At 59.6% G+C, this 18,820-nt stretch carries 17 protein-coding genes and 1 riboswitch; of the genes, 9 read left to right on the forward strand and 8 right to left on the reverse strand.

Translation table 11 applies throughout. The annotated features are described in order from the left end of the window. Nucleotides 1-130: 130 nt before the first annotated feature. Complete coding sequence (locus tag PGR6_RS26620) at nucleotides 131-1,300, forward strand: MFS transporter (protein ID WP_064620907.1); 1,170 nt, start codon at nucleotides 131-133, stop codon at nucleotides 1,298-1,300. Between the two features lie 6 nt (nucleotides 1,301-1,306). On the opposite strand, the gene PGR6_RS26625 is transcribed toward PGR6_RS26620, so the two are convergent. Beyond that, nucleotides 1,307-2,194 carry a formate/nitrite transporter family protein gene (locus tag PGR6_RS26625; protein ID WP_064620910.1) on the reverse strand — a complete coding sequence of 296 codons (888 nt, stop codon included), beginning with the start codon at nucleotides 2,192-2,194 and terminating at the stop codon, nucleotides 1,307-1,309. Between the two features lie 244 nt (nucleotides 2,195-2,438). Then, entirely contained in the window at nucleotides 2,439-2,843 is a 405-nt protein-coding gene (locus PGR6_RS26630) for an acyl-CoA thioesterase (RefSeq protein ID WP_064620913.1), read from the reverse strand. A gap of 198 nt (nucleotides 2,844-3,041) precedes the next feature. Beyond that, nucleotides 3,042-3,140: riboswitch (S-adenosyl-L-homocysteine riboswitch) on the forward strand. 23 nt (nucleotides 3,141-3,163) lie between these two features. Here PGR6_RS26630 and ahcY point away from each other — a divergent pair. From ahcY to PGR6_RS26650, 4 genes are all read left to right on the forward strand, one after another. Then, complete coding sequence (ahcY, locus tag PGR6_RS26635; protein WP_018928740.1) at nucleotides 3,164-4,573, forward strand: adenosylhomocysteinase; 1,410 nt, start codon at nucleotides 3,164-3,166, stop codon at nucleotides 4,571-4,573. 190 nt (nucleotides 4,574-4,763) lie between these two features. Continuing rightward, nucleotides 4,764-5,609, forward strand: coding sequence for a methylenetetrahydrofolate reductase [NAD(P)H] (gene metF / locus PGR6_RS26640; RefSeq protein WP_018928739.1), 846 nt, complete (start codon nucleotides 4,764-4,766; stop codon nucleotides 5,607-5,609). Nucleotides 5,610-5,777: 168 nt separating this feature from the next. Beyond that, a complete protein-coding gene (locus PGR6_RS26645; RefSeq protein WP_064620917.1) occupies nucleotides 5,778-6,593 on the forward strand; it encodes a substrate-binding periplasmic protein in 816 nt (271 codons plus the stop codon). 222 nt (nucleotides 6,594-6,815) lie between these two features. Beyond that, nucleotides 6,816-8,672 carry a DEAD/DEAH box helicase gene (locus tag PGR6_RS26650; RefSeq protein ID WP_018928737.1) on the forward strand — a complete coding sequence of 619 codons (1,857 nt, stop codon included), beginning with the start codon at nucleotides 6,816-6,818 and terminating at the stop codon, nucleotides 8,670-8,672. A gap of 142 nt (nucleotides 8,673-8,814) precedes the next feature. Here the strand turns inward: PGR6_RS26650 and PGR6_RS26655 are convergent, their stop codons facing one another. Further along, nucleotides 8,815-9,408, reverse strand: coding sequence for a YceI family protein (locus PGR6_RS26655; RefSeq protein WP_018928736.1), 594 nt, complete (start codon nucleotides 9,406-9,408; stop codon nucleotides 8,815-8,817). A gap of 32 nt (nucleotides 9,409-9,440) precedes the next feature. Continuing rightward, nucleotides 9,441-9,992 carry a cytochrome b gene (locus tag PGR6_RS26660; protein WP_018928735.1) on the reverse strand — a complete coding sequence of 184 codons (552 nt, stop codon included), beginning with the start codon at nucleotides 9,990-9,992 and terminating at the stop codon, nucleotides 9,441-9,443. 282 nt (nucleotides 9,993-10,274) lie between these two features. Between PGR6_RS26660 and PGR6_RS26665 the strand changes: the two genes are divergently transcribed. Next, nucleotides 10,275-11,204: a YncE family protein gene (locus tag PGR6_RS26665; protein ID WP_111452965.1), complete on the forward strand. Its 930-nt coding sequence runs from the start codon at nucleotides 10,275-10,277 to the stop codon at nucleotides 11,202-11,204. An 87-nt stretch (nucleotides 11,205-11,291) separates the two neighbouring features. Here the strand turns inward: PGR6_RS26665 and PGR6_RS26670 are convergent, their stop codons facing one another. Further along, nucleotides 11,292-13,160: a flavin monoamine oxidase family protein gene (locus tag PGR6_RS26670; RefSeq protein WP_064620920.1), complete on the reverse strand. Its 1,869-nt coding sequence runs from the start codon at nucleotides 13,158-13,160 to the stop codon at nucleotides 11,292-11,294. Between the two features lie 222 nt (nucleotides 13,161-13,382). Here PGR6_RS26670 and PGR6_RS26675 point away from each other — a divergent pair, with 222 nt between their 5' ends. Together PGR6_RS26675 and PGR6_RS26680 are read left to right on the forward strand one after the other, a co-directional pair. Continuing rightward, nucleotides 13,383-14,789 carry an adenosylmethionine--8-amino-7-oxononanoate transaminase gene (locus PGR6_RS26675; protein WP_064620922.1) on the forward strand — a complete coding sequence of 469 codons (1,407 nt, stop codon included), beginning with the start codon at nucleotides 13,383-13,385 and terminating at the stop codon, nucleotides 14,787-14,789. Between the two features lie 178 nt (nucleotides 14,790-14,967). Then, nucleotides 14,968-15,687, forward strand: a complete 720-nt coding sequence (locus tag PGR6_RS26680) for a 16S rRNA (uracil(1498)-N(3))-methyltransferase (protein ID WP_064620925.1) — start codon at nucleotides 14,968-14,970, stop codon at nucleotides 15,685-15,687. Between the two features lie 41 nt (nucleotides 15,688-15,728). On the opposite strand, the gene trhA is transcribed toward PGR6_RS26680, so the two are convergent. Beyond that, on the reverse strand, nucleotides 15,729-16,346 hold the full coding sequence (gene trhA / locus PGR6_RS26685; protein WP_018928730.1) for a PAQR family membrane homeostasis protein TrhA: 618 nt from the start codon (nucleotides 16,344-16,346) through the stop codon (nucleotides 15,729-15,731). Nucleotides 16,347-16,504: 158 nt separating this feature from the next. On the opposite strand from trhA, the gene PGR6_RS26690 reads away from it, so the two are divergent. Continuing rightward, entirely contained in the window at nucleotides 16,505-17,419 is a 915-nt protein-coding gene (locus PGR6_RS26690; RefSeq protein ID WP_019580637.1) for a LysR family transcriptional regulator, read from the forward strand. Between the two features lie 153 nt (nucleotides 17,420-17,572). Here PGR6_RS26690 and madM read toward each other — a convergent pair whose 3' ends face one another. Both madM and madL read right to left on the reverse strand, forming a co-directional pair. After that, nucleotides 17,573-18,337: a malonate transporter subunit MadM gene (madM, locus tag PGR6_RS26695; RefSeq protein ID WP_018928728.1), complete on the reverse strand. Its 765-nt coding sequence runs from the start codon at nucleotides 18,335-18,337 to the stop codon at nucleotides 17,573-17,575. 1 nt (nucleotide 18,338) lies between these two features. Next, nucleotides 18,339-18,755 carry a malonate transporter subunit MadL gene (madL, locus tag PGR6_RS26700; RefSeq protein ID WP_018928727.1) on the reverse strand — a complete coding sequence of 139 codons (417 nt, stop codon included), beginning with the start codon at nucleotides 18,753-18,755 and terminating at the stop codon, nucleotides 18,339-18,341. Nucleotides 18,756-18,820: the final 65 nt, after the last annotated feature.

The raw sequence follows: 18,820 nt of genomic DNA on the forward strand, positions 1-18,820 counted from the left end.
GACCACGCCGCACTCAGTTGCGCACAGACTAATTCCAATAACTCCTGCCTCTGCCCGCTCTCATCGAGAACGGTCGTCGGCCTGCGTATGCCTGATCAAAGCGTCAAGACTACCGACAGAGACCTTGCGCATGCCACTCGCCTTGCTTGCACTGGCCGTTGCCGCTTTCGGCATCGGCACCACTGAGTTCGTCATCATGGGCTTGCTGCCCGATGTCGCCCGCGACCTCGCCGTGAGCATTCCTCATGCTGGCCTGCTCATCACCGGTTATGCCCTGGGCGTGGTGTTCGGTGCGCCGATTCTCGCGGTCGGCACCGCCAACATGCCGCGCAAAGCCACACTGCTGGGCATGACGCTGATGTTCATTCTCGGCAACATCCTCTGCGCCCTGGCGCCGAACTACGCCACCTTGATGGCCGCACGAGTGATCACCGCGCTGTGCCATGGCGCGTTTTTCGGCATCGGCTCAGTGGTCGCTGCCAGTCTGGTGGCACCGAACAAACGAGCCCAGGCAATTGCCATAATGTTCACCGGCCTGACCTTGGCCAACGTGCTGGGCGTGCCATTGGGCACTGCTCTGGGGCAATACGCCGGCTGGCGCTCGACCTTCTGGGCAGTGTCGGTGATTGGCGTGATTGCAGCCATTGCGCAGTGGGTCTGGCTGCCCAAGGAAATCCCCATGGACAAAGCCAACCTGGCCAGCGAATTCAAAGTGCTGGGCAAGGTCAATGTGCTGCTGGCGCTGGGCATGAGCGTGCTGGCGTCCACCAGCCTGTTCAGCGTGTTCACTTACATTGCGCCGATCCTGCAGGATATCACCGGCGTCAGTCCGCATGGCGTAACCATCATGTTGCTGTTGTTCGGGGTCGGCTTGACCGGGGGCAGCATGCTCGGCGGCCGATTGGCGGACAGTCGTTTGCTGCCTTCGCTGGTGGGGATGACATTGGCCGCGGCCATCGTGCTGGCCGCCTTCAGCCAAACCAGCCATTCAGTGATACCGGCGGCGATCACGCTGGTGTTGTGGGGCATCTTCGCCTTCGCGCTGTGCCCGATCCTGCAATTGCTGATTATCGATCAGGCCCATGAGGCGCCAAACCTCGGGTCGACGTTGAATCAAAGCGCATTCAATCTCGGCAACGCCGCCGGGGCTTGGATTGGCGGACTGGTGGTGGCCAGTGGCGCGGACCTGGCGGACTTGCCGTGGACCGGCGCACTGGTCAGCGTATTCACGCTGCTGACGGCGCTGTTCTTCATCTACCTGCAACGTCGCAGTGCTGCCGCAATCAACGTCTCTGGCTGACATTGATCATTTTTTGATCTTCTGCGGTTCGGATTCCTGAGCCCGCTCCGCAGAGGTCTTCGGCGGCCCGCTTTCACTGCGAATCTGCGCGTGACTGATCAGCGCGAAGATAAAACTGCCGCCAATAATGTTCCCCACCAGCGTGGGACCTGCGAACACCCACCAGAAATCCTTCCACGGCAACTCGCCGGCAAACACCAGGTAAGAAACCTCGACCGATCCGACCACGATGTGGGTGAAATCGCCCAGCGCCATGAAATAGGTGATGAGGATGATGATCCACATCTTGGCGCTTTCCATGGACGGGATCATCCAGACCATGGTGGCGATCATCCAGCCGGAGATGATGCCTTTGGCGAGCATCTTGCCGGCATCGTTCTCCATGACCTTGCGCCCGATCTCAAGGAAGGCCAGATCGGTCTTGCTGTCGAATATCGGCAGGTGCAGCATCACATATGCCACCAGCAAGGTGCCGCAGAGGTTGCCCACCAGCACCACCGTCCACAGCCGCAGCAACCGACCGACATTACCCAACGTTGGCTTGCTCATGATCGGCAGCACGGCGGTCAGGGTGTTTTCGGTGAAGAGTTGCTGACGGGCGAGAATCACCGCTAGAAAACCGGCGCAATAACCGAAGCTGGCGATCACCTTGTAGCCTTCGCCGTCCGGCAGGCGCGAGTTGAGCAGTCCCATGCCCATCAGCGACAGGCCCATGGTCAGGCCGGCAGCCAGCGCCGACCACCACAGCGCCGCAACGCTGCGCTCGAGCTCCTGATCGCCTTGGGTGCGAATGATTTCGTGCAGCACCGCCGCCCGCGGGGGCTGGTTCTTGTCGACCTCGCGCTGTTCCTGTGCCGAGAGGTCCGGGGTCTTGCCGTCTTTGGGCGTGTCCATAAGGCTGCTCCTGAACCGGTGGCGTGTCGTTTACGTACGACACGCGGGGTTCGGAGCTGTTCACTACCCGGGGGAAACGCAGCAAACCCTGTGGCGAGGGAGCTTGCTCCCGCTCGGCTGCGAAGCAGTCGTAAGCTGACGTGAAGCCTGCCTGAAAGAACCCAATGACAGATTTCAGGGCCGCTTCGCGCTGGAGCGCCAGCCCGGCCCAACGGGAGCAAGCTCCCTCGCCACAGAGCGGCAACTATTCGCCAATGTCATCATCCTTGAACTGGTCTTTGACGTACCTGATCTCGGTCCGGCCGTGCGGCATGGGCAGGCCGTCTTCGCCCAGGTTCACGAACACCATCTTCTCTACCGTCAAAATGCTCTTGCGAGTGATCTTGTTGCGCACTTCGCAGGTCAGCGTGATCGAGGTGCGACCGAACTCGGTGGCGGTGATGCCCAGCTCGATGATGTCGCCCTGACGCGAGGCGCTGACGAAGTTGATTTCGGAAATGTACTTGGTGACCACGCGCTGATTACCCAACTGGACGATGGCGTAGATCGCCGCTTCTTCGTCGATCCAGCGCAGCAGGCTGCCGCCGAACAGCGTGCCGTTGGGGTTGAGGTCTTCGGGTTTTACCCATTTGCGGGTGTGGAAATTCATACTCACTCCTGACCGTCTTGCCGATTGATGCCGGCCATCATGGCAGAGCCCGGACTAGAGCTCTATCAAGCATCGACTATGGTCTCGATTACCGTTCGGACATTGACCAACAGAAACGCTTTGGAAGATCAGCATAGCCCGCTATAATCGCCCCCGTTTCAAAACGGTCATGTTTGATTGATACCGTTTTCCCGCCACCTGTCCGAGGGGCGCTGCAGCAGGTTCAACCTGTCAGGCTCGGATGGGGCGTTGACTGGCCACGGCCAGACACTAAACGCACAACGGCGCCCATTCGCATACATTACGAATGGAGGCTCTTCATGAGCGCTGTTATCACGCCTGCAGATTTTAACGATTACAAAGTTGCCGACATGTCCCTGGCTGCCTGGGGCCGTCGCGAAACCATCATCGCCGAATCCGAAATGCCGGCCCTGATGGGTCTGCGCCGCAAGTACTCCGTCGAGCAACCGCTCAAGGGCGCGAAGATTCTCGGCTGCATCCACATGACCATTCAGACTGCCGTGCTGATCGAAACCCTGGTTGCCCTGGGTGCCGAAGTACGCTGGTCGTCCTGCAACATTTTCTCGACTCAGGATCAGGCCGCCGCTTCCATCGCCGCTGCCGGCATCCCGGTGTTCGCCTGGAAAGGCGAGACTGAAGAAGAGTACGAGTGGTGCCTGGAGCAAACCATCCTCAAGGATGGCCAGCCTTGGGATGCCAACATGATCCTCGACGACGGCGGCGACCTGACCGAGCTGCTGCACAAGAAGTACCCACAAGTACTGGACCGCGTCCACGGCGTCACCGAAGAAACCACCACCGGCGTTCACCGTCTGCTGGACATGCTGGCCAAGGGCGAGCTGAAAATCCCGGCCATCAACGTCAACGACTCGGTGACCAAGAGCAAGAACGACAACAAGTACGGCTGCCGTCACAGCCTGAACGACGCGATCAAGCGCGGCACCGACCACCTGCTGTCCGGCAAGCAAGCGCTGGTCATCGGTTACGGCGACGTGGGCAAGGGCTCGGCCCAGTCCCTGCGTCAGGAAGGCATGATCGTTAAAGTCTCCGAAGTCGACCCGATCTGCGCCATGCAAGCCTGCATGGACGGTTTCGAACTGGTTTCGCCGTTCATCGACGGTATCAACAACGGTACCGAAGCGAGTATCGACAAAGCGCTGCTGGGCAAGATCGACCTGATCGTGACCACCACCGGCAACGTCAATGTTTGCGACGCAAACATGCTCAAAGCCCTGAAGAAACGCGCTGTGGTCTGCAACATCGGTCACTTCGACAACGAAATCGACACCGCTTTCATGCGCAAGAACTGGGCATGGGAAGAAGTGAAGCCGCAGGTTCACAAGGTTCACCGCACCGGTCCAGGCGCTTTCGACGCTCAGAACGACGACTACCTGATCCTGCTGGCCGAAGGCCGTCTGGTTAACCTGGGTAACGCCACTGGTCACCCAAGCCGCATCATGGACGGTTCGTTCGCCAACCAGGTTCTGGCGCAGATCTTCCTGTTCGGCCAGAAGTACGCCGACCTGTCGCCAGCCCAGAAAGCCGAGCGCCTGACCGTTGAAGTACTGCCGAAGAAACTCGACGAAGAAGTGGCCCTGGAAATGGTCCGCGGTTTCGGCGGCGTGGTCACTCAACTGACCAAGCAACAGGCTGACTACATCGGCGTTACCGTCGAAGGCCCGTTCAAGCCGCACGCTTACCGCTACTGATCGGTCCAGCAGTCCGCTCCCCATGGGAGCGGACTTATGCAGGAACCACGCTTCCTGTAGGAGCGAAGCTTGCTCGCGAACGCTTCACCGCGGTGCTGCTGAAAGACCGCGGCGCCTGCTTCGCGAGCAAGCTTCGCTCCTACAGGAAGCACGGCGCCTACAAGGCTTACGTGTTTCCAAGGATATGACCATGTCCCAAGAACGTCGCTACAGCTTCGAATTCTTCCCGACGAAGACCGATGCTGGGCATGAAAAACTGATCGCCACTGCCCGTCAGCTGGCGACCTACAATCCCGACTTCTTCTCCTGCACCTACGGCGCTGGCGGTTCGACTCGTGATCGCACCCTCAACACCGTGCTGCAGCTGGAAAGTGAAGTCAAAGTCCCAGCCGCTCCGCATCTGTCTTGCGTGGGTGACAGCAAGAACGATCTGCGCGGCCTGCTGACCCAGTACAAGGCAGCCGGCATCCAGCGAATCGTCGCGCTTCGCGGTGACCTGCCCTCGGGCATGGGCATGGCCAGCGGCGAGTTGCGTCACGCCAATGACCTGGTTGAATTCATTCGTGAAGAGACTGGCGATCATTTCCACATCGAAATCGCCGCTTACCCGGAAATGCATCCGCAAGCGCGCAATTTCGAAGACGATCTCAACAACTTCGTGCGCAAGGCCAACGCCGGTGCCAACAGTGCGATCACCCAGTACTTCTTCAACGCCGACAGTTATTTCTACTTCGTCGAGCGTGTACAGGCGAAGGGTGTGAACATCCCGATCGTGCCGGGGATCATGCCGATTACCAACTACAGCAAGCTGGCGCGCTTCTCCGACGCTTGCGGTGCGGAAATCCCGCGCTGGATCCGCAAGCAACTGGAAGCCTACGGCGACGACACCCAGAGCATTCAAAGCTTTGGTGAGCAAGTCATCACCGAGATGTGCGAACGCCTGTTGCAAGGTGGCGCACCGGGGCTGCACTTCTACACACTGAACCAGGCTGAACCGAGCCTGGCGGTATGGAATAACCTGAAGTTGCCGCGCTAATAGCCGTTAACGCAAATCAAGAGATCGCAGTCTTTGGCAGCGCCTCCAGGGGAATATGTACCTCTGCAGGCGCCGCCGAAGGCTGCGATCTTTTGCTTTTAATGCCCGATCCAGAGCTTCTGGATCCGGTTTCTGGCTCTTTATGATTTCTCGTCGTAATCTCAAGCCATGCCCCTGATCACCCAGTTACTGACCGTGCTTCTATTCACTTGCCTGAGCTTCACCGCTCGCGGCGAGAAGCTGCGTATTGTCACCGAACCCTGGGCGCCTTACGTCTATGAAGAAGGTGGCAAGAACCTCGGGCTCGACTACGAAACCACGGCCATCGTCTTCAAACGCCTCGGGATTGACGTGGAATGGCAGTTCCTGCCGTGGAAGCGCTGCCTGTCGATGCTTGAGCAAGGCCAGGCGGACGGTGTGCTGGATATTTTCCACAGCGATGAACGCGAAGCGACCCTGCTCTACCCCAGCGAACCGCTCTCGCAAGTCGAATTCGTGATGTTCTACGCCAATGAACGGCCGTTCCCGTTTCGCACCCTGGACGACCTGAAAGGCCTGACCATCGGCACCTCGCCGGGCTACCTGTACAGCAAGGATTTCAGCGAATCGACGTTGTTTACCCGGGAACCGGCGCCTACCCATGAAGCCAACTTCGGCAAACTGGTGCGCGGGCGGATCGACCTGTTGATCACCGATCGCCGGGTCGGCCAGCACTTGCTCGATCAACTGGACATCCGCGACAAGATCACCGAGAACCCGACTGTCATCAGCCAGCAAAGCCAGTATCTGGCGGTGCGCCGCAATGCCGGGATGGATTTGTTGGTGCAGCGTTTCGGCGCCGAGCTCAAGCGCTTCAAGCGCGAACCGGCCTATGCCGAACTGAGCGCCCGCTATGGTGCCGGTCCGGCTAGCGAAGCCCGGGCCACCAACGCCACCGCAACCGGCGAAAAAACCGTTGAGCAGCAGGAAAGCGGCGCACAGTGATTGCTCTGTTATACTCCGGCCTTCCCGCCAGGCTCACGCCCGGACGCTCGGACTTGTTCAAGGCATCTCGATCCCGCTACAGCGCAGCTTTTCAGCCCGCGCGAGCGCTCCAGACGAGCCTTCGAGGCCCAGCAGGACCGGACGGGATTGCGTCCTCTTAAACGCCATTCGCGCCAGGCAAGACTCCCATTGGGCCAAGCCCTAACTAAAACAGGATTACTCATGTCCTTTGCTTCCCTCGGTCTCTCCGAGGCTTTAGTCCGCGCCATCGAGGCAGCGGGCTATACCGAGCCTACTCCGGTGCAACAGCGGGCCATTCCCGCCGTGTTGCAAGGTCGCGACCTGATGGTTGCGGCTCAGACAGGTACTGGTAAAACCGGTGGCTTCGCCCTTCCGATTCTGGAGCGGTTGTTTCCCAACGGTCACCCGGACAAATCCCAGCGTCACGGCCCGCGTCAACCACGCGTACTGGTCCTGACCCCAACCCGCGAACTCGCGGCTCAGGTGCACGAGAGCTTCAAGGTCTATGCCCGTGACCTGAAGTTCGTCAGCGCCTGCATCTTCGGTGGCGTCGGCATGAACCCGCAGGTTCAAGCCATGTCCCGTGGTGTCGACGTGCTGGTGGCCTGCCCAGGTCGCCTGCTCGACCTCGCCGGCCAAGGCAGTGTCGATTTGTCCCACGTGGAAATCCTGGTGCTGGACGAAGCCGACCGCATGCTCGACATGGGCTTTGTCCATGACGTGAAAAAGGTCCTCGCCCGGCTCCCGGCCAAACGGCAGAACCTGTTGTTCTCGGCGACGTTCTCCAAAGACATCACCGACCTCGCCGGCAAGCTGCTGCACAACCCGGAACGCATCGAAGTCACGCCACCGAACACCACGGTCGAGCGGATCGAACAACGCGTATTCCGTCTGGCCGCCAGCCACAAGCGTTCGTTGCTGGCGCACCTGATTACTGCCGGCGCCTGGGAACAGGTGCTGGTATTCACTCGCACCAAGCACGGCGCCAACCGCCTGGCCGAGTACCTGGACAAACACGGCCTCACCGCCGTCGCGATCCACGGCAACAAGAGCCAGAACGCCCGCACCAAGGCCCTGGCCGACTTCAAGGCCGGTGAAGTGCGCATCCTGGTCGCCACCGACATCGCTGCTCGTGGCCTCGACATCGACCAGTTGCCTCATGTGGTCAACTTCGAACTACCAAACGTCGACGAAGATTACGTGCACCGTATCGGTCGTACCGGCCGTGCCGGTCGTTCGGGCGAGGCGATCTCGCTGGTCGCTCCGGACGAAGAAAAACTGCTGAAAAGCATCGAGCGCATGACCAAGCAGAAAATCGCCGACGGCGACCTGATGGGCTTCGACTCCAGCGCTGTGGAAGCCGAGAAACCGGAAGTCCGCGAGCGTCCGGATGTGCGTAACCCACGCGCCCCACGTGGCCCACGCGGCGACGGCCCGAACGGCAGCGGTGGTGGTGGCGGTCGTAAAGACAAAGGCAAGGACAAGGGCGGCAAGGAAAAGCCTGCCGCTGGCCGTGGCGAGCGCCCGGCCCGTGAACACAAGCCACGCGAAGGCACTCCGGCCCGCGAGCAACAGCGCCCGGCCCCTCGCGCTGCCGCCGACCGTGCTCCGGACGAGTTCCTGGACGACGATATCGATAACTTCGGTAACCGCGTCGACTACGTGCCTCAAGCCAAACCGGCTCAGGGCCGTGGCCGCCGTCCGGGCGCACCGGCACAAGGCGCTGGCGCTCCGCGCGCCGGTCAGCCACAAGGTCGCCAGAACGGTCCGCGCAACAGCAGCGGCGCAACCACCGGCACCCCACCGGCCAAGCGCAGTGGCCCACGCAACGGCGCTCCACGTGACGGCCAGGCCCGTCGCGAAGAGTCCCGCAACCGCCGTCCGGCCCGTGACGACCAGTCTCGTTCGGAACCGGCCGTGCAGAACCCGCGGAGCCCGGCACCGAAGATCATTCACAAGGAATCGAAAAGCGATCGCTTCCCGACCCCTGAGCAACTGGATCAACTGCCAGGCCGTCCGCGCGGCGAAAAACCAGCATTGCTGACCCGCAACCGCTGAGTTAGCACCGTTATAAAAAATGCCCTGATCTTGCGATCGGGGCATTTTCATTTCAGTTGAGAACATCCCTGCAGATTTTCTCCGACCATAAAAAACGCCCGCGATCGTGAGATCGGGGGCGTTTTTGTGTCAGGTGCGAAGATTATTTCGCTTTGACACCTTCAAACGTCACGTACAGATCGACCGCGTCGGACGCTGGGCCCAGGTCTTTCTGCTTGCCGAAATCGGAACGCTTGATGCTGGTGGTGCCTTCGAAGCCGGCACGGTAGCCGCCCCATGGATCCTTGCCTTCACCCAGGAACGTGGCTTTGACCACGATTGGCTTGGTCACGCCCAGCAGGGTCAGGTTGCCGGTCACGTCGGCAGTGTCTTTGCCGGCGGCGTTTTTGCCGGTAGGTTTGACGCTGGTGGAGACGAACTTGGCGTCGGCGAATTTGCCCACGTTCAGGAAGTCACCGCTGGCGATGTGCTTGTCGCGTTCGGCGTGGTTGGTGAACACGCTGGCGGTGCGCACATTGAACTCGATCTTGCTGTCTTCAGGCTTGGCAGCGTCGAAGCTGAACTTGCCGTCGATATCCTTGAAGGTACCGATGATGTAGCTGTAGCCCAAGTGGCTGATCTTGAAGTCAACAAAGGCGTGCTGGCCTTCTTTGTCGACCACATAGTCGGCCGCCATCACGTTAGCCGACAGCAGAGCAGAACCGATTGCCAGAGCGGCGAGCGTCTTTTTCAACATGCTTTCTATTCCTTTGGAGTCGAGGTAGAACATCAGGCTTTGCGCCCCAGCATTCGCGTCAGGGTCGCATCACGATCGATAAAGTGGTGCTTCAATGCAGCCAACGCATGGAAACCGGAAAAAATTACCAGCAGCCAGGCCAGGTACAAATGAATCACACCCGCGGTGTCTGCCTGGTCCGGTAGTCCGGAAACCAGTGCAGGAATTTCAAACAGGCCAAACACCGGAATCCCGACACCGTCTGCGGTGGAAATCAGGTAACCGGCGATCATCACAGCGAACAGACTGAGATAAAGGAACGAATGGCCGAACTTGGCGCCAAGGCGGGTCATGCGGCTATAGCTTGGCAAGAGCGGCGGCGGTGGGCTGATGAAGCGCCACACTACCCGCAGCAACATCACGGCAAATAACACCAGACCAATGCTCTTGTGCAGATCCGGCGCGTCTTTACGCCAGGTGCTGTAGTAATCGAGACCGACCATCCACAACCCCAACGCAAACAGGCCGAAGACGGCCAACGCCACACCCCAGTGCATAAAGATGCTGACCCAACCGTAGCGGGAAGAAGAGTTACGTAGCTGCATTGCCCAAATCCTGTAAGAACTGCGCCCAAGACTATCGAGTTATCTATCGATTTAAAGCGGAAAATTTCGCTCTGAAATATCGAGAAATACGATCAAGACCTTGGGGCCGGGAGGTTAAGAGAGTGTTAACCGAAGGAAAAAACCTTCACGCACCCTCCTTATATTCATTTATGAGCCGATACCACTCGTCAGAACTGTCACATTTAACAGTGGCTTTCATTGCAGGTCATTGATGAACTTGAACTTGGACGTCAGTCCAAGTGTCTGAACAGGAGTTCTACCATGAGTCACAATTCGAGTTCATCCCCCGTGATAACACGCAGTCAATCCAATTCAATACCCGTAGGGGAAGGACCGCGAGGGATGGCCATCAGCAACGATGGATCACGTGTATTTGTTTGCAATTACATGTCGGACAATGTGTCCGTCATCGACACCCGGAACAAAAAGGTAATCCGCACCATCGCCGTGGAGCAGTATCCCCGAAGCATTGCCCTTGGCCATGAGGGGAAAAGAGCTTACGTGACCAACTACGGTTCAAGTTCGGTTTCGGTTATTGATACCGAAACATACGCGGTGGGTAACATCACGGTGGGTAGACACCCTTGGGGAGTCGTCGCGAGCCGGGACGGGAGGCATGTTTACGTCACCGTACGGCAGGATAAAGAGTGGCTGGCGATAATTGACGCTCGCACTTATGTGGTGAGCAGAGTCCGAGGGTTACCTTCACCGTCCATAAGTGTGGACATCAGCCAGGACGATTCGCGTCTCTATATTTCCAGTACCGATTCCCCTGGTCGCCCTTTTCAGGACGCGCTCACGGTCATCAGCAGCAAGACGTTCGAAGTCATCAACATCATCAAAACCGAAAAATATCCGTCAGCCGTTACTGTCAGTCCCGACGGTAGAAAAGTGTATATCGTGGGTCTGGACGCTCGAAGACTGACCGTGTTGGACACCCGGTCACTGACCACCCGGCATTTCGATTTTGTGGCTTGCGAAGGGGAAATAGTGTTTAGCAAAAAGAACGCTTACGCCGTTGATCACACCGAAAAAGAGGTCGTGGAAGTGAATACCGCCACCCATAAGATTGTTCGCAGGTTTCCCATCCCTGGGGCTATCGACCCGCATCATATGGTTCTTGATCATCATAACTGTGCCTATATCAGCGACTACCAAGGCGACGAAGTCCATATCGTCGATCTGCCTTAGTACCAAAGCATCAGCCGACCTCTACGAGGGGGCAAAGACATAAAAAAAGCGCGGCATCACTGCCGCGCTTTTTTTTGATCCCAAGACTTACTGTGTCTTGGTTTCAGTCGCCACCGGGGCCTTCGCAGCGGTACTCACCACTGGTTTCTTCACTGGTTCAGCCTTTTTCGCCGTTGCCTTGGCCGGAGCCTTTTTGGCCTCGGTTTTGGCAGCAGGCTTTTTCACTGGCGCTTTGGCCGGTGCTTTCTTCACCGGCTCGGCTTGCGCCGGCACCACTGGCTTCGGTGCCTCAACCGGTGCAGGTGCCGGGGCCGGCGCAGCAACTGGCGCGGGTGCCGGAGCAACGGGGGCCACGGGTTCTGGCGCCTTGGCCGGAGCCTTGTCGGAGCCACCACCAAACATCCGCGAGAAGAAGCCAGGCTTGGTCTCTTCAGCTTTCGCTTCAACCTTCGCAGGTTCTGCCTTGTCGGCCGCTTTATCGGACGAACCACCGAACATGTTGCTGAAGAAATTGCCTTTCTTCGCCACTACCGCGCCTGCCGCCGCAGCGGTCGCTGCCGGCACAACTTTCGCCGGTTCAAACGATTTGCCCGCTGCCAGGTCTTCCAGCTGACTGGCTGCACGCTGACCGGTGCGCAAGGCGCCTTCCAGGGTGCCTGGGTACAAGGTGTCAGTGTGTTCGCCGGCAAAGGCTACACGTTGCAGCGGACGCTCCCACAGGCGCCAGTATTTGCTGATCTGCCCCGGACCGAAGGCCAGGTAAGCGCCGCCCATCGATGGGTCGGTGCTGTAGCGGCGGATTTCATAACCGGTGAACGAACCGCGTGCCTGTGGATAAAAGGCGTGCAGACGAATCAGCACCTGATCGGCCATTTGCTTGTCGCCAAAGGCCTGCATCACCCGCGCGTTGTCGCCGGAAATGTTGATCACCACGTTGGCGCCGCCCTTCAAGGCCGGCTCGATCCACAACATGCCCAGACCGGCGTTGCTGTAGATCTCGCCAGACATGCGCGCCTTGCTTTCCCACACTGGCGTCTTGAACTTCAGCATGATCTGGTCACGCCAGCCGTAGTTGGTGCCCTTGATGGCGCCCATGTGCTGGGCGTCCAGCGCCGGAGTCATCTGGATCTTGCTCAGTGCGCGCAACGGCACGGCCAGCACGACGTAGTCCGCCTGATAGCCAACGCTGCCGACCTTGACACTCACGCCATCCTTGTCCTGGGTAATGGACGAAACCGGGGAACTGGTCTTGATGGTTTTCAGTTGCTTGACGAAGGCCTGGGCCAACACCGGACTGCCGCCGGGCAGGCGCGAGGCGCGCAGATCACGGTCAGCAATGCCACGGTAGACGCGGCTTTGTTGGGCAAAATACAGCAGCGACAGGCGCGAAGGTTCGTCGTAACGGGTACGAATCTCCTGATTCACCAACTGACGCGCAGTGGCTGGCAGATTCAGGCGATCGAGCCAGTTGGCCACGTTGATCTGGTCCAGGGCGAACAGCGTGCTGTTGGCGGCCGGGTTTTGCGGGTCTTCGATCGAGCGCGCCAGGTCATCCAGGGTTTTTTCGTAGCGTTTCAGCGCGTCGCTGGTGGCCGGCTGTTTAGTCGCCAGATCGGCGGCGCTGAAGTATTCACCGTCGATCAGGTAACCCGGGGTCCGCACGAACTCGGGGGCTGGCGTGGTGCTCAGCTTGAACGTCGAGATGTACTTGTTCAAAACCGGTTGGGTCTTGTCGTTGCCGATCCACTCGCTGGTAGCCATGCCGGAACGACCGCCCAGGGTCGGTTTGGCTTCCAGCAGGGTGACCTGCCAGCCTTTGCTCTGCAGTTCGTACGCCGCGGTGAGGCCCGAAAGCCCGCCGCCGACCACGATCGCTGTTTTATCCTTGGCCAGCGCCGAAACGCTGAACAGTCCTAACATCACCAGCGCACAGGCGCGCAGCCAACCAGCAGACATTCAGAGAACTCCGGAAATACACGAGGAAATAGCGGTTTTACGAGTCAGACGACTCAAAGAGCCGCGAAGAATACGTCAGCCATCAAAACGCCGCCAGCGACGTCTATCGTCCTATACAAAGTAGCTCAATCGACACAATGGGTTGTCCCCGCGACGCGCATTGCATAGGCTTGCGCGATTGTTTACCCGCCTACGTCACGGGTAGCCTCGAGGAGACAGAAAATGGGCCTGAATAAACAGTGGATGGAACGCGATCTCGCCGTGTTATGGCATCCCTGCACCCAGATGAAAGACCACGAACAGCTGCCGCTGATCCCGATCAAGCGCGGTGAAGGCGTATGGCTGGAAGACTTCGAAGGCAAACGCTACCTCGACGCCGTCAGCTCCTGGTGGGTCAATGTGTTCGGCCACGCCAACCCGCGGATCAACCAGCGCATCAAGGATCAGGTCGATCAGCTGGAACACGTGATCCTCGCCGGTTTCAGCCATCAGCCGGTGATCGAGCTGTCCGAGCGTCTGGTGAAGATGACGCCCGAAGGCCTGACCCGGTGTTTCTACGCCGATAACGGTTCATCGTGCATCGAAGTCGCGCTGAAAATGAGCTTTCACTACTGGCTCAACCGCGGCCAGCCGAACAAGAAACGCTTCGTCACCCTCACCAACGGCTACCACGGCGAGACCATGGCGGCGATGGCAGTGGGCGACGTGCCGCTGTTTACCGAAACCTACAAAGCCCTGCTGATGGACACCATCAAGGTGCCGAGCCCCGATTGCTACCTGCGCCCCGAGGGCATGAGCTGGGAAGAACACTCACGCAACATGTTCGCCGCCATGGAGCAGACCCTGGCCGACAACCACGATACCGTGGCCGCCGTGATTCTGGAGCCGCTGATTCAGGGCGCCGGCGGCATGCGCATGTATCACCCGGTGTACCTCAAGCTGCTGCGCGACGCCTGTGATCGTTATGGCGTGCACCTGATCCACGATGAAATCGCCGTCGGCTTCGGTCGTACCGGCACGATGTTCGCCTGCGAACAGGCTGGTATCCGCCCGGACTTCCTCTGCCTGTCCAAGGCCCTGACTGGCGGTTACCTGCCGTTGGCGGCCTGCCTGACCACCGATGAGGTCTACAGCGCGTTCTACGACGACTACCCGACCCTGCGCGCCTTCCTGCATTCCCACAGCTATACCGGCAATCCGCTGGCCTGCGCGGCGGCATTGGCGACGCTGGATATCTTCGAAGAAGACAACGTCATCGAGAACAACAAGGCCCTGGCCCAGCGCATGGCCTCTTCCACCGCGCATCTGGTCGATCACCCGAACGTCTCTGAAGTGCGCCAGACCGGCATGGTGCTGGCGATCGAGATGGTCAAGGACAAGGCCAGCAAGACCGCTTACCCGTGGCAGGAACGTCGCGGTTTGACCGTGTTCCAGCATGCACTGCAACGAGGTGCTTTACTGAGGCCGTTGGGCAGCGTGGTGTATTTCCTGCCGCCTTACGTGATTACCCCGGAGCAGATCGATTTTCTGGCCGAAGTGGCCAGCGAAGGCATCGACATCGCCACCCGTGACAGCGTCAGCGTGGCGGTACCGAAGGACTTTCATCCGGGCTATCGCGATCCGGGCTAGCTGCCACTGAGTAGTAACCCTGTGGCGAGGGAGCTTGCTCCCGCTGGGCTGCGTAGCAGCCCCAAAAACCTGACACTGAGGAGTGTCAGGTAAACCTTGCGACCGCTTCGCGCTCGAACGGGAGCAAGCTCCCTCGCCACAAAAGCAACTCGATCCGAACTTACCGTAGAGACCCAAGATGAGACTGTCCCGCTTCTTTATCGACGCCCCTTTGAGCACCGGCGAACACGAGTTGCCCGAAGCCCAGGCGCATTACATCGGCCGTGTGCTGCGCATGGCCGAGGGTGATGCGGTGCAACTGTTCGACGGCTCGGGCCATGAGTTTCGCGGCACGCTGGTGGAAGTCGGCAAGAAGCGCGTGGTGGTGCAAATCGATGAAAGCTTTACCGGTCAGGTCGAGTCGTCGCTGGCGGTCCATCTCGGCCAGGGTTTGTCCCGTGGCGAGCGGATGGACTGGGCGATTCAAAAAGCCACCGAACTGGGCGTCACCGAAATCACCCCGATTTTCACCGACCGCTGCGAGGTCCGCCTCAAGGACGAACGCGCCGACAAACGCCTGATGCACTGGCGTCAGGTGGCGATCAGCGCCTGCGAGCAGTGTGGGCGCTCACGGGTGCCGGTGATTCATCCGCCATTGCTGTTGGCTGACTGGTTGAAGCAGACCGCGGCCGAATTGAAACTGGTGCTGCATCCGGTGGCCGAGCCGCTGGTGAGCCACGCCAAACCTGCAAGCCTGGCGTTCCTGATCGGCCCGGAGGGCGGCTTGTCCGACGTCGAAGTCGAACAGGCCAAGGCTGGCGGTTTCCACGCCGCCCGCCTCGGCCCGCGCGTACTGCGCACCGAAACCGCGCCGGTGGTGGCATTGGCGGTGGCCCAACAACTCTGGGGTGACTTCTAGAGCCTTGTGGCGAGGGACTTGCCCCCTCGCCACAAAAGCAGTCACAAGACGTAGAACCAAATCGCCACAAAGTGCAGCAAACTCCCGGCGATCACGAACAGATGCCAGATCCCATGGGCGTGGCGCAGACGATGGTCGAGGGCAAAAAAGATAATCCCCACGGTGTACAACACCCCGCCCGACGCCAGCAAGGTAAAGCCGACAGGGCCCAGTGCCGCCAGTAACGGCTTGACCGCCACCAGCACGATCCAGCCCATCACCGCGTAAATCACGACCGACAGAATCCGTGCTTCCGAGCGCGGTTTGATCTCTTGCAGGATACCGATCAGCGCCAGCCCCCAGACAATCCCGAACAAGGTCCAGCCCCATGGCCCGCGCAGGGTCACCAGGCAGAACGGCGTGTAACTACCGGCAATCAGCAAGTAGATCGAAAAGTGATCGACCTTCTGCATGATCGCTTTCTTGCGCCCACGCACGCTGTGGTACACGGTCGAGGCGCTGTAGAGCACCAGCAAGGTAAACGCGTAAATCGCCACACTGACGATCTTCCACGGACTGCCATCCATACTGGCGATCACCAGCAGCCACACGCCCCCGACCAATGCCGCCACCGCCCCAACCAAATGCGTCCAGGCGTTCAATCTTTCCCCGTGATACATGTGTTGCTCACCTCTACGTTCATTACCGCCGCGCGCAAGGCTCAGGCCTCAAGGTTAAAAGCGCAATGTTTCAGAACACAATGCCCCCCTACGAAAGCCATCGAGCCAAACGTTAGCCAATTGGGCACAATCGAGACATACGAATAAGAGTCTGGCCCATGTTGATCGATGAAGAGTTGACCCTGAAAAAACTCGAGGTGTTCCTGGCCTTCATGCGCACCGGCAACCTGGCCCGCGCCGCCGTCGAGTTGCAGACCAGCAACGTCAGCGTGCACCGCGCCATCCACTCCCTGGAAAGCGCCTTGCGTTGCCCGCTATTCAAGCACGAAGGGCGCAACCTGACCCCGTTGGAAAGCGCTTATGTGCTGGAAGAGCGGGCGCAGAAGCTGATTCAGGACGTGCTCGAAACCGTGCGCCTGACCCGCGAAGCCGCCGGGTTCTCCGCCGAACGCTTCAAGCTCGGCTCGCTGTATTCGCTGACGGTGAAGACTGTGCCGCAGCTGATCATGGGCCTGAAAATCCGCCGCAGCGAACTCAATATCGACCTGATCCTGGGCTCGAACATCGACCTGCTGTACAAGCTCAAGAACATGGAAGTCGACGCGATCCTGGTGTCTCTGGACGACAGCGTCAACGACCCGGACTGCGAGCAGATCCCGCTGTTTTCCGATGACATCTTCCTCGCCACCCCGGCGGACTCGCCCTTTGCCCAGCGGAGCGAAGTCGACCTGGCCGAGGTGCGCGACGAAACGTTCATCACCTTGACCCAAGGCTTTGCCACGCACCAGGACGGCATTCGAGTGTTCAAGCAGGCGGGGTTCGAGCCGAAGGTGGCGATGCAGGTCAACGACATCTTCACCCTGCTGAGCATGGTCAGCTCGGGGGTGGGTTATGCGTTGCTGCCGGGGCGGATTGCGGCGGTGTATGAGAACCGGGTGAAGCTGATTCCATTGCAGGAAAAGTATCGGTTGCAGCAGCACATTGGCGTGGTATTTCTCAAGGCCAAGGAGCGTGATCCGAATCTGCTGGCGCTGTTGGCGGAATGCCGGATGTATGCCAATCGCCAGGCTTGAGACCTTGTGGCGAGGGCGCTTGCTCCCGCTCGAGTGCTGAGCGCCCGCAAAATCAGGCCACCGGATTTACCTGATACACCTCGGTGGTAGAAGTTGGGGCTACTGCGCAGCCCAGCGGGAGCAAGCTCCCTCGCCACAAGAAGCAGTCATCCGTTAACCAACAATCCCGCGAACAACGAAGTACAGCAACGAAGGCCCAAGCAAGCATCCAAGCCCGGTATGGAACGTCGCCGTCAGCGCGCCATACGGCACCAGCCGCCGATCCGTCGCCGCCAACCCGGCGGTCACACCGCTGACAGTCCCGGCCAAGCCGCCAAATACCATCGCCGAGCGCGGGTTATCCAGGCCCATCCAGCGCGCCGCCACCGGCGTGCCGACCATCACCAGAATCGCCTTGATCAACCCGGTGGCAATCGACAGCGCCATCACATCGGATGAGGCCCCAATCGCAGCACCCGTCACCGGCCCGACGATGTACGTCACCGCACCCGCGCCAATGGTGGTCATGCTGATCGCATCGCGATAACCGAACACCCAGGCAATGCTCGCCCCGACAATGAACGGCAGAATCGTGCCCAGCAGCAGCGCGATGACGCCAATCATCCCGGCCTTTTTCGCTTCGGTGGCCTGCACCTCGAACGCCGTGGCAACGATGGCGAAGTCACGCAACATGGCGCCGCCCATCAAGCCGATGCCGGAAAACAGTGACAGATCCGCCAGGCCTTTTTGCCCGCCGGTCATGGTGCCGCCAACCCAGGCCAGCACCAGGCCGATGACGATGGCAATCGCCGAGCCATGAATCCGCCCGAAAGTCAGGCGCTTGGACAGAATCACCGACACCCACATGATTACGCCAACAAACGCGAATGCCGTGACCAGACTGTTATTTACCAGGCCTTTCTCAATGAGTTCCCACATATCAGCGACCTCCTACTGGCGTGCCGACCGGTGTTATGTCCACCGGTTCATCGGGCAAGGGTTCGCCTTTGTGGGTCCGGCTGATCAACGCAATGGTGCAGCCGCAGAGCACCACCGAACCGATCGCCGCCAGCACCGCCACCGGGCCGCCGTGCAGGGCGGTGACCACGTTCTGTTGCGCCGCCATGGCAACCACCACCGGAATGTACATGGCGCCCCAGAAGCCGACGCCCATCTCGCAATCCTTGGTCATGCCGCCGCGTTTTTGCATCCACAACCGCGCGCAAATCAGCAGGATCATCGCGATCCCGACCCCGCCGACGTTGGATTTCACACCCAGCAACACGCCGAGCATGTCACCCATGATCACCCCTGCCAGCGTACAGATCGCCAACAGCGCCACACCGTAAATAATCATTGTTGTAGTCCTCAAAGTGCATCGTCGGAATTGTTGTTTTTGTAGTTCGCAACCTGAGTCGGTGA

This window comes from Pseudomonas sp. GR 6-02, assembly GCF_001655615.1.
Taxonomy (GTDB): Bacteria; Pseudomonadota; Gammaproteobacteria; order Pseudomonadales; family Pseudomonadaceae; genus Aquipseudomonas.